Raw genomic sequence first — 11,315 nt, 5'->3', positions numbered from 1 at the left:
AAGGCAGGACCGATGACCGCGATGACTCGGCGAGGGTTCCTCGCCGCGGCGGGTGCTCTGACGGCCGCCGCCGCGACCAGCGCGTGCGGCGGCGGAGGCGGTGGCGGTGGCGCCGCAGGCAAGGGGCTGACCTGGTGGGATCACCAGAACCAGCTCCAGACGGCGAAGAAGGAGATCTTCGCCGCGTTCGCCAAGGACCCCGGCGGCGTTCCCGTGCAGTACACCTACTACAACCCCGCGAAGATGGGCCAGGCGCTGCAACTGGCCAAGCAGAGCGGTCAGCTTCCCGACCTGCGTACCAACGCCGGGCTCACCCTGCCCGCCGCGGCGCTCGTCGCCGCCGGGTGGTCGCAGCCGCTGCAGCTCACCGCGGAGGCCGAGGCCAGGGTCAAGGACTCGCTCATCGAAGGCCTGCACACGTTCGACGGCAAGATCTACGCCTTCCCCATCTTCAGCCACCAGACCTACTCCGCGGTGACGTGGTTCAACAAGGAGCTGGTCGCACGGGCCGGGCTGGACCCGGAGGCGCCGCCGCGGACGTACGACGAATTCCGGGCCGCGGCCAGGAAGGCGCAGAGCGCGGGCGGCGGCCAGTCGTACGGCTGGGTGTGGAACATCGGCATGCCGAACCGCCTCGGCGAGCAGGTCAACGATCTGGCTCAGGCGGCCGGGTTCGCCGGCGCCGGCGGGGTCCGGTACCGCGACGGCGAGTACGCCTTCCACGCCGACGAGTACGTGGACGTGATCGAGTTCCTGGTCTCGCTGCGTCAGGACAAGGTGCTCGTGCCGGGCGCGAACTCCTGGCTGGACGACGTGGCGCGGGCCCGGTGGACCGCCGGGATCGCCGCCTACTACTTCGACGGCCCGTGGTGCCCCGGCGTGGCGCTGAAGGCGGCGCCCGAGTTCGGCGCGAAGCTCGGCGTGGGGCCCATCCTGACCCCCGGGCCGGGCGACGTGGCCACCTACCACGCACCGCAGGCGGGAGACTACTGGCTGTCGGCGACCAGCAAGAACGCCGCTGTGGCGAGCAAGCTGCTGAGCGACCACTTCACCACCGAGGAATACTCCCTCCGCGTCGCCGGGACCATGTCACAACCGCCGCGCGACATCTCCGTCGTCGACCGGTCGGCGGCGCATCCCGCGTACAAGAAGCTGATCACCTGGTTCAAGGAGAGCGTCTTCCTCGCCCCTGAGCCGATCGCCGGCAACGCGGACATCCAGCAGGTGCAGATCGCTTCGAAGCCGGTCACCCCCAACCTCGGGGACATCGTCCAGGGCGCGCTCACCGGCGACGTCACCGACGTCCGCGCGGCGCTGACCAAGCTGTCCAGCGACAGCGCGGCGCAGCGGGACACGGCCATCGCCGCGGCCAAGGCCAAGGGCGCTCAGGTCGGCCTGGACGACTTCGCCTTCCCCAACTGGAAACCGCGCTCGGACTACACCGAGCCGATGTACGCGGACCGCTAGCGGAGGCCCCGACCCGTGAACCGACCGAACATCGTGCTCATCATGACCGACCAGCAGCGGGCCGGCTGGACGGCCGCGAGCGGCTTCCCGCTGGACACCATGCCCTTCCTCGACGGGCTGATGGAGACCGGCGTGCGATTCCAGCGGGCCTACACCACGTCTCCGCTGTGCGTGCCCGCCCGGATCAGCCTGCTCACCGGGCGTTACCCGTCCGCGCACCGGGTCCGGCAGAACAGCGCCGCCCGGCACGTGCTGCGCGGGCCCGACCTGGTGGACGTGCTCCGCGACGCCGGGTACGCGCTGCATCTGGCGGGCAAGACGCACTTCCACCGCGAGGCCGCCGACTTCGACACGTTCGCCGCCCCGTACTGGCACGACCGCGGCCCGGACGGCGCGGCCACGCCCGATCAGGAACGCTTCGAGCGGTGGCTCGCGGGGCTCGACCACTCGGTCGCGCACGAGCCGACGCCGTTCCCGGTGGAGAGCCAGTTTCCGTACCGGATCGTCGACGGGGCGATCGGCGCCGTCGACCGCACGCCCGCCGACCGGCCGTTCTTCACTTGGCTGTCCTTTCCCGAGCCGCACAACCCGTACCAGGTGCCGGAGCCGTACTTCAGCATGTTCGGCCCGGAGGAGATGCCCGAGCGGCTGGCCGGACCCGAGGGCGCCGCGCGCAAAGGCGGCATGTACAGCTGGCTGCGCGAGCTGACGGAGGAGAAACGGCCCGGCTACGACGCCGAGTGGCGGCGCTACCGCGCCAACTACTGCGGCATGCTCAGGCTCATCGACGACCAGCTCCGCCGGTTCTTCGCGCACCTGCGCGCCACCGGGCGGGACGCGGACACGCTGGTGTTCTTCGTCGCCGACCACGGCGACTACACCGGCGACTACGGTCTCCAGCGCAAGGGCGCGGGCATGGCCGAGTGCCTGATGCGCATCCCGTTCGCGGTCACCGGGCCGGGCGTGCGGGCGGTGGCCGACGCGGAGTCCTTCGTCTCGCTCGCCGACCTGCTCCCGACGATCTGCGACGCCCTCGGCGCCGGCATCCCGGCCGGCGTCCAGGGGCGCAGCCTGTGGCCGCTGCTCACCGGGGAGCCGTATCCGGCCGGCGAGTTCGCCAGTGCGTACGGCGAGCTCGGCTTCGGCGGGCTGTCCTACGACCCCGGCGAGCGCCCGCCGCTGCACTTCCCTTACGAGGGCCGCACCTTCGACGAGCTCAACACCGTCACCCAGTCGGGGACGACGGTGATGCTCCGGCGGGGGCGGTGGAAGCTGCTGCTGAACGAACGCGGCGCCGGCGAGCTCTACGACCTGGACGCCGACCCCGCCGAGCTGGACGACCGGTACGACGATCCCGCGCTCGCGGACGTGCGGGCCACCCTCACCGCCGAGCTGGCCGTGTGGATGATCCGCGTCCGCGACGATCTGCCTGAGGCGGCGTACACGCTCAAACAGGCCCCGCACAACTGGCGATCGGCCGGCTCCGGGCTCGATGCCGCACCCTGAGCCGGCGAGGATGATCTACGGGCCCGCGTCCTCCGTGCGGGCGGCGGGCTCGCCCAGGGTCGCCTCCGCAGCGCGCTGGGCGATCTCGTCCGGTCTGGCGCGGATCAGAGTGTTGATGGAGCGCAGGTTGACGGGCCGGCCGGCGTCGCGCTCCGAGCCCATGATGCGCGCGACCGACGGGGCGTTGCCGACGAAGGTGATCTCCAGCCGCCAGGCACGGCGGAGCAGCACTACTCCGGGGTCGGCGCTGAACTGCACGGTCCAGCCGTGCCGGCGCGCGCGGCGGGCGATGGCGTCAGGGTCCATCAGGGTTTCTTCCTCCTGTCAGGAGAGGATCGTGGTGGCGCTGACGGATGCGGTGGACGGAACCGGGGCGGCGCTGCCCTCTCCAATGGGACGCGCCGAGGCCCGGCCCGGGATCCATCTCCTGCGCCGCGCGGACCATGACGCCGGCGCGACGATCGGTTCCGGTTCCCCCGCCAGGCGGCCGGTTCAGTCGTCGACCTTGAGCTTCTCTCCTGTGTTGGAGATGTAGACGACCACCAGTTTCGCCGGTTCCGACTGACTGGCGTTCTCCGTGAGCACGTGGTGCGCGCCCGGCGCCTCGACCCAGAACTCCCCTTGGCGGTACGTGCGCACGGGCTCGCCGCCGAGCTGGCTGCGCATCGTGCCTTCGACGACGTAGGCGTAGACGAAGGCGTTGCCGTGGCGGTGCGGGACCGAGCGTCCGCCGGGCGGGAAGGCCACGGTCTTCGACGTGAACGTCTTGCCCTTGACGCCGGGAAGCGGCTGTTCCAGCAGCGTTTTTACCGTTTCCTCTGGCGGCTGCGTACCCGTGGCTGTGGGCGTCCCCGTGGTGACGGGCGTCTCTGTGCCGGGGGGCGTCTCCGTCACCGGGGCTACGGCGACCGGCGCACGCCCGGCGGCGGCCGGCTCCCCGGCCGCCCGCTCGGCGGTCGCGCGCTCCCCCGAGGGGCCGCAGGCGGCCGTGGCAGCCACCATGCCGGCGGCCAGAAGGGCACAAACTGGCCGTACTCGAATCATGACGGCTCCTCCCGTTCTGCTTCAGCCTCGTGACCGGCGGGCAGGACCGCGGCCACGGACGCCTGGCCGCCGTCCGCGAGGACGCGGGCGGAGGCCGAGCGCCTGGTTCAGCTGTCCGGGCAGTCAGGAGGTTAACCAGGAGCCGGTTCAACTTTCGGCGATGAGCCGCCGTGCTTTCGCCATGCCTCTTTCCTGTTTCGCTATGCCTCTTCCCTGACCTGGATGATCGTCTTGCCGGGGCCCGACCGGGTGAACGCGGCGGGCGCCTCGGCCAGTGGCCGTACGTCGCCGACGAGCAGCCGCAGCCGCCCGTCGCGGACCCGCAGGGCCAGGTCGGCGAGCCGGACGCGGTCGTGCTCGACGACGAAGAAGATCGCCCGCCCGTCGGCGGGCCGGACCGTGGGCGGCGCGGCGATGGTGACCAGCGTGCCGCCGGGGCGCACCAGCGCGGCCGAGCGGTTCAGAATGTCGCCGCCGATCACGTCGAGCACCAGGTCGACCTGGCCCGCGTCCTCCAGGGAGTCGGCCTGCAGATCCAGGAAGGCGTCCGCGCCGAGCCCCAGCACCGTGTCCTTGACGGCGGCCCGCCCCGTGCCGATGACCCGCGCCCCCGCCTCCCGGGCGAGCTGCACGGCGACCGAACCGACGCCGCCCGCCGCGCCGTGGATGAGCACGGTCTGCCCGCTCGTCAGGCGCCCGTGGTCGAACAGCCCCTCCCACGCGGTCAGCCCCGAGATCGGCAGCGCGGCGGCCACCGTGTGGTCGACCCCGGACGGCAGCGGCGCGAGGTCGCGCGCCTCCACGGCCACGTACTCGGCGAGTGTGCCGTTACGGGCCGGGTCGGTGTAGCCGAACACGCGCTGGCCGACAGTAAGCAGGGTGGTCCCGTACCCCACTTCGGCGACCACGCCCGACACCTCGTGCCCGACCACGCTGGGCGTGCGGTCCCGGCCGGCGCGGTCGACCCACGTCCCCGGCCAGTCGAGCTCCCCGGGGGTGAACGCGGCGGCGTGCACCCGTACTATCACGTCGTTCTCGGCGGCGTGCGGGTAGGGCTCCTCCGTCAGGGAGAGCCCGGCCACGCCCGCGGCGCGGTCTCGGATGGTGACGGCTCGCATGACAGGTCCTCGCCGGTGCTGAAGATCACGGACAGCACGAACGTACTCGCGCGGGCGCCGGTTCCGCTCGTTCAGCCGCGGCGCGGCGCGTCGCCCACAGCCGCGGTTGAGTATCGGCTACTCAGGCGGGCGGGCCCGCGCGACCACACGCTGTGTCCATGAAGTCACCTGCTCCGCACGGGACCGCCCGCAGGGCGGCCGCCGTCATCGCACCCTTGCTCGCCGCCGGCACCGTCGCCGGCGCCGCCGCCGTCTCTCCGGCGTCGGCCACCGCATCTGCCACCGGGTCGTCCGCTCGGTCGTCCGCTGTGTCGTCCGCTCGGTCGTACGGGACCGCCGTCTGGGCCGCGTCGAACGTTCAGCTGGTGAACCGTCAGACCGGCAAGTGCCTGACCATCGCCGGCGGCGTCAGCACCGACAACAACGTCCACGCCGTCCAGTACACCTGCGACAGCCACCCGTCCCGCCGGTGGGACATCTGGGGCTATTCCAGCGCGTACCTCCAGGTCAAGAACCGTCAGACCGGCAAGTGCCTGACCATCGCCGGCGGCGTCAGCACCGAGAACAACGTCGTCGCCCTGCAGTACACCTGCGACACGCACCCCTCGCGGTACTGGGCGCTCGGCAACGGCACCGCCCAGTACGTCGAGTTCCGCAACGCGCAGACCGCCAAGTGCCTGACCGTCGCCGGCGGCGTGAGCACCGTGAACAACCTGGAGGCCGTCCAGTACACCTGTGACGGCCACCCCTCCCGCTACTGGGAGATCCGCGACTACTACGGCTGACCCCGCGACCATCCCGGGGCCAGCCGTCCGCGGATCAGCCGGCCCCAACGCTCAGCCGTCCTCGACGCTCAGCCGTTCTCCGTTGCCGGGCGGCGCAGCACGCAGACCTGGCGTGGCCCGAGGTTGAGGTCCTTGGCCAGCGAGGGCGCCAGGATCGGCTCCCCCTCCACCCCGTCCACGGCGACGTCGTCGTCCGTCCGGTTGATCAGGAACCAGTAGTCGGCGTCGGGTCCGGAGCGGATGGCCAGTTCCACCGAGCCCGCCAGGGCGGCCGGGAGTTCGCCGGTCACGCCGGCGGACTCCAGCAGGCGGCCGAGCACGGGCGCGAGGCCGTCGGGGCCGAGACGGGTGGAGACGTAGCCGGCCGAGCCGGCGCCGGTGCGGCGTCTGGTGACGGCGGCGCGCCCCGCCTGGGGTCCGGTCGTGTAGCGGGCGACGATCTCCACGTCCTCGTCGGTGACCTCGACGCGGTCGGTCCACAGCGTGCCGGCCACGCCGAGGTCCAGCTCCACCCGCTCGCCGTCCAAGAGGGGCGCGAACTCCTCGATGCGGATGCCGAGCAGGTCGCGCAGGGCGCCGGGGTGGCCGCCGAGCCAGACCTGGTCGTGTTCGTTCACGATGCCGGAGAAGTACGTGGTGACCAGGTGACCGCCGGAGGTGGCGTACCGGGTCAGGCGGTCGGCGAGGTCCTGCGGCACCACGTGCAGAATCGGGGCCACGAGCAGCGCGTACCGGTCGAACGAGGTGTCGTCCTGCCCGCCGGCCGGGATGACGTCCACGCGGATGCCGGCCGCGGTGAGCGCCGAGTACCAGTCGAGCGCCTCCTGCCGGTAGCGCAGCAGCGAGGTGGGGTGGGAGTCGAGTTCGGCGGCCCACCAGGAGTCCCAGTCGAAGACGATGGCCGCCTGGGCGGGGCGGCGGCGGGTGCCGGCGACCGGCGCGAGCGCCCGGAGGGTCGCGCCGAGCTCGGTGACGTCCCGGAAGACCTCGCTGTCGGTGCCGGCGTGCGGGACCATCGCCGAGTGGTACTTCTCGGCGCCGCCCGCCGACTGCCGCCACTGGAAGAAGCAGACGGCGTCGGCACCGTGGGCGACGTGCGTGAGCGAGTCGCGGGCCAGGCCGCCGGGCGGTTTGGCCAGGTTGATCGGCTGCCAGTTGACGGCGCTGGTCGAGTGCTCCATCAGGAACCAGGGCCGGCCGCCCGCCAGGTTGCCGGTGAGGTTCGCCGAGAACGACAGCTCGTCGCGGGCCTGCGTGCCGGTCAGCAGGTAGTGGTCGTTGGAGACGAAGTCGACCTCGCCGGCCCAGTCGGCGTAGTTCATGTTCCTGGTCTCGCCCATCACCATGAAATTGGTGGTGACCGGGATGCCGGGGGTCAGCTCGGCCAGCAGGTCGCGTTCGGCGCGCAGGTGCTCCTTGAGCGCGTCGGAGGAGAAGCGCCGGAAGTCGAGCTGCTGGGTGGGGTTGGGGAAGGAGGCGGCCAGGCGGGGTGGCAGGATCTCGCTCCAGTCGCCGTACTGCTGCGACCAGAACGACGTGGCCCAGGCCCGGTTGAGCTCCTCGACGGTGCCGTAACGGGCGCGCAGCCAGGTGCGGAAGGCCGCGGCGGCGTCGTCGGAGTAGTCGTGGGCGTTGTGGCAGCCCAGCTCGTTGGAGATGTGCCAGGCGGCCAGCGCCGGGTGGTCACCGTAGCGTTCCGCCATGGCGCGGACCAGGCGCAGCGCGTGCTCGCGGAAGACCGGCGAGGTGGGGCGCCAGTGCTGGCGCCCGCCCGGCCACAGGGTGCGGCCCTCGTGGTCGACGGGCAGGATCTCCGGGTACGCGGCCGTCAGCCACGGGGGCGGGGAGGCCGTGGCGGTGGCCAGATCGACCGCGATGCCGCCCTCGTGCAGCAGGTCCATGACCTCGTCCAGCCATTCGAACGTCCACCGGTCGGCGGCGGGCTGCAACCGGGCCCACGAGAAGATCGCCAGCGACACGATGGTCACACCCGCCCGGCGCATCGCCTCGACGTCCTGCCGCCAGATGTGCGGGGGCCATTGCTCGGGGTTGTAGTCCGCGCCGTAGCTCAGTCCACGGGAGGATGCGGCGGGCCGGCGAAGCCAGCGAAACGGGCGATCAGCCATCACTGTCGATCTCCAGGGGAAGGATTCACAAATGTTTACGTAAACATAGTGACGCACCCCACCATCGACCGCGCCCCCCGGGGCCACCTCCCACCGCTCCGACACTCCTGCCGGCGGTAGATGCCGCATCGGCCTGAGCGGTGCTTGAGCACCCTGGCGCTTTCACCCACTCCGTCGTCTTCCGCCGCTGCATGCGATGCCGCCAGTGCAACATCGTCAAGGACAACGACTTCGTCTGCGTCACCTGCCGCGCGTCCCTGCCTGAAATCTGGAACGTGGCCTAGCCCGAGCCGGACCTCGCCGTCCCGAAAGGCTAGGCCGCGAACCCGTTGGGATGCCCTTGCAGGGCCCCGCCTCGGGACGTTCGGCTGTCCGGAATCTTCGTGGCCCCTCAGCCTGTTCCGGAGAACCCGATCACCTCCATTCGCGGGACTACTCATAGTCAGCCCCGGGCACGCTCTTACACATCTGCATGCGACCGCCGTAAACCGCCGACCCGGGCGACAGCAACATGAGGTGACTCGATGGCAGGTGGATTACGGGGGCAGCGGCGAGGGCGTCTCGTCATCGTGGCGTTGGGCCCGATGGCCGGCGTGGCAGCCGGAGGGCTCACCAACCTTCTCACCATGACATGGAACTGGTGGATGTTCGGGGGCCTGATCCTGATGACCAGCATGGTGAGCGCCGGCACGCTGATCGCACTGCCGAACGGGAATCCGCAATATCCAGCGATGTTCGGGACGGACGACTCGCAGGTCGATTCGATGTTGCAGGTCCCGTCCGGCACCCGGATCTTCGTCGGCCGCAGCAAAGAGCTGCGCCGCTTGACGGCCTCCACGGCTTCGGGAAGCCGATCCGGACCCCTCATGATGATCATCGCCGGTATGCCTGGGACTGGAAAAACCGAGCTAGCCATCTGTGCTGCCCGTGCCCTGACCGCACGCTACCCCGACGGAGTGTTCTGGCTGGGCTTACGCACCTATGCCGCGGCCGAGTCGCGGTTGACCATCACCTCAGCACTACGCACCCTGCTCAACGCCCTCAACGTGCCGCCTGATCCGAACATCACCAGCGTGGCCGCGCTCAGCCGCACTTGGCGCGCCGTCACCGCAGGCAAGAAGATGCTGATCGTCCTGGACGACGCCGACACCGCCGAACAGATCCGTCCCCTGCTACCCGCAGCCGATGGATCGGCGATATTGATCACTACCCGCCATGTGCTGACCGGCCTCGATCCCGATTGCGGCATCACCTTGCAACCCTTCACTCAAAGCCAGGCTGCCCGACTGGCCGGCGCCGTCTTACGACGGGCTGGGCTGCGCGACCCACAAGCCGTTGCCGCGATCGCCGCCGAGTTCCGGCTTCCGCTTGCCATCCGGCAGATGAGCGATCTGAAGGCGGCCAACCCGGCCCTCAGTATCCCCGTTGCCCCGGCTGGGACGATCAGTGACGAGACCTCTGCCGCCTTCGCTCGTTCCCTTGCCGCTCTGACCAAACCCGCACGGCTAGTGCTTCGCCGCGTCGCTCACTACCCCGGCTCATTGATTACCGCTCCCATCGCCGCCGTCCTCGCGGATCAGCAACTCGACAAGGCCAACCAGCAACTCGCCACCCTCTACCAGCGCGGTCTACTCATCGCGGACAACCGCAGCGGCGTCGGCTATCGCATGCACGACGCCGTGCGCGCCACCGCTCTAATCGAATCCGGCAAGCACGACAGCACCCGACAAATGACCAGCACCTTCCAACGGCTTTTCCGGTACGTGAACGGCATCGTCGATGCCTCGGTTCTCTTGCTCGACTCCAGCGACTCTGTGACCTACCTGGATGCGGACAAGGGAGATCCCCGTCTGCCACCTCCCCTACACGAATCAGATGTCGCCGTGCTGCGCTGGCTAGACCAGCAGCACGCGGATCTTCTCGCCGTCGCTCGCCGAAGCCTGTCCGCGCGCTCGCCCTATGCGTGGCGGCTGGCCTACAACCTGGAGTCCTACCAGCGGATGCGCGGCTTTTACTCCGAAATCGTCGAACTGAGCAGCCAGGCGCTGAAGCTGGCCGAACAGGCTGATGACGCGCTCGGCCAGGCAGCCATGCATCAAGGCCTCGGTCTGGTAGACATGCGCACCGGCCGCTACCTCAGCGCGCTCGCGCACTTTAAGATCTCGCTCGCCCTGTACATCCGACTCAGCAACCGAACCGGCCAAGCGATCATCCACCACGAACTCTGCAATGTCCACAAGTGGCTGGGCAACCTGTCCGAAGCCCGGGCACACGCCAATTTCTGCCTTACCGTCGCCCTTTCGGGCGACAACCTCGTGGAGAGGGCGTTCGCCTTTTCCAATCTCGGCATACTCGACCGGCTGGAAGGTAAGTCCACCGCGGCACGCGAACACCTCGTCCGGTCAAAAGACCTGTTCGAGCAGGTCGGCCAACGCCGTGGCATCGGCATCTGCCACCGGCAACTCGGGATGCTGGACGAGCACTTGGGCCACCATCATGACGCGCAGGTTCACCTCGACCAAGCTCTTGCCCTGTTCGAGGATCTGGGAGACCTGATGAACCAGGCCGACACCCACTACAACTTGGCCGTCACCCATCGCGGACTTGGCGATCCCACCACCGCCCTCCATCACGCCACCATCGCCCTCGTTCTTGCCGGACAGATCAGTCATGTTCAAGGACAAGCCGACGCCCACACCGAACTCGCCTGTCTGGCTCGGATCGCCGGCGACCACACGTCAGCACGCGTCCACCTTCGCCAGGCACATGACCTCCGTCGGCGTCTCCGGCTCGCCCACTCAAGCGAACAGCACGACTCCTCACCAACCGCATGATCTGGGTGTGCCGCTGTCCCTCTCGCACGGCCGGTGAGCCGCACAGCCATTCGGGAGAACGCCGCCCTGGCCGGTCATCTGCTGATGGCCGGGACCGGATCGTGCTCATATCGGGCAGGGACCACCTTCATGCGGAGGACGGTCACGGCCTTTGGTGTGCGGCGCTCTGCTGGCGTGCATCGCTCTCGCTCAGGCTGCGCCAGAGATCCTGTCCAGGCACTGAAGGCCGTTCCGGCGTCCGGACGCGGAGGGTACTTCACCGAGCTGGCCACGCTGCTGGAGGACTCTTCCGAACGGGATGAACGCCGACGCGAGGCGGTCTTCAAGCTCGATGCCAAGGGCGGTGTCCAGGCTTTGGACGTCACCGCCACGCAGGTGAGCACGGGCGCGAGCGCGTGATCGGTGACTGTTTGTCGAGGGCATGTGCAAGCTACG

At 69.9% G+C, this 11,315-nt stretch carries 9 protein-coding genes; 5 read left to right on the top strand and 4 right to left on the bottom strand.

The window, feature by feature from the left end; all coding sequences use genetic code 11:
- Positions 1-12 precede the first annotated feature (12 nt).
- Entirely contained in the window at positions 13-1,467 is a 1,455-nt protein-coding gene (locus OIE67_RS16945; RefSeq protein WP_326641365.1) for an extracellular solute-binding protein, read from the top strand.
- Between the two features lie 15 nt (positions 1,468-1,482).
- Entirely contained in the window at positions 1,483-2,973 is a 1,491-nt protein-coding gene (locus OIE67_RS16940; RefSeq protein ID WP_326641363.1) for a sulfatase-like hydrolase/transferase, read from the top strand.
- Between the two features lie 15 nt (positions 2,974-2,988).
- On the opposite strand, the gene OIE67_RS16935 is transcribed toward OIE67_RS16940, so the two are convergent.
- The 3 genes from OIE67_RS16935 to OIE67_RS16925 all read right to left on the bottom strand — a co-directional run bounded on the left by OIE67_RS16935 (position 2,989) and on the right by OIE67_RS16925 (position 5,045).
- The gene (locus tag OIE67_RS16935; protein ID WP_326641361.1) at positions 2,989-3,279 is read right to left on the bottom strand and encodes a hypothetical protein; all 291 of its coding nucleotides are present in this window, start codon (positions 3,277-3,279) and stop codon (positions 2,989-2,991) included.
- Between the two features lie 186 nt (positions 3,280-3,465).
- Positions 3,466-3,975 (bottom strand): cupin domain-containing protein, encoded by a 510-nt coding sequence (locus OIE67_RS16930; protein ID WP_326641359.1) that lies wholly within the window; start codon positions 3,973-3,975, stop codon positions 3,466-3,468.
- 242 nt (positions 3,976-4,217) lie between these two features.
- The gene (locus OIE67_RS16925) at positions 4,218-5,045 is read right to left on the bottom strand and encodes an NADP-dependent oxidoreductase (protein WP_326641357.1); all 828 of its coding nucleotides are present in this window, start codon (positions 5,043-5,045) and stop codon (positions 4,218-4,220) included.
- Between the two features lie 455 nt (positions 5,046-5,500).
- Between OIE67_RS16925 and OIE67_RS16920 the strand changes: the two genes are divergently transcribed.
- Positions 5,501-5,920 carry an RICIN domain-containing protein gene (locus OIE67_RS16920; RefSeq protein WP_326641355.1) on the top strand — a complete coding sequence of 140 codons (420 nt, stop codon included), beginning with the start codon at positions 5,501-5,503 and terminating at the stop codon, positions 5,918-5,920.
- 68 nt (positions 5,921-5,988) lie between these two features.
- Here the strand turns inward: OIE67_RS16920 and OIE67_RS16915 are convergent, their stop codons facing one another.
- Positions 5,989-8,046, bottom strand: coding sequence for a beta-galactosidase (locus OIE67_RS16915; RefSeq protein WP_326641353.1), 2,058 nt, complete (start codon positions 8,044-8,046; stop codon positions 5,989-5,991).
- A gap of 626 nt (positions 8,047-8,672) precedes the next feature.
- On the opposite strand from OIE67_RS16915, the gene OIE67_RS16910 reads away from it, so the two are divergent.
- Together OIE67_RS16910 and OIE67_RS16905 are read left to right on the top strand one after the other, a co-directional pair.
- Complete coding sequence (locus tag OIE67_RS16910) at positions 8,673-10,880, top strand: tetratricopeptide repeat protein (protein WP_326641351.1); 2,208 nt, start codon at positions 8,673-8,675, stop codon at positions 10,878-10,880.
- Between the two features lie 129 nt (positions 10,881-11,009).
- Positions 11,010-11,279, top strand: coding sequence for a hypothetical protein (locus OIE67_RS16905; protein ID WP_326641349.1), 270 nt, complete (start codon positions 11,010-11,012; stop codon positions 11,277-11,279).
- Positions 11,280-11,315 lie beyond the last annotated feature (36 nt).

It is taken from the genome of Nonomuraea fuscirosea, assembly GCF_035917475.1.
Taxonomy (GTDB): Bacteria; Actinomycetota; Actinomycetes; order Streptosporangiales; family Streptosporangiaceae; genus Nonomuraea; species Nonomuraea fuscirosea.
Note: the sequence above shows the minus strand (reverse complement) of the source record. Positions and strands in the feature narration are given on the sequence as shown.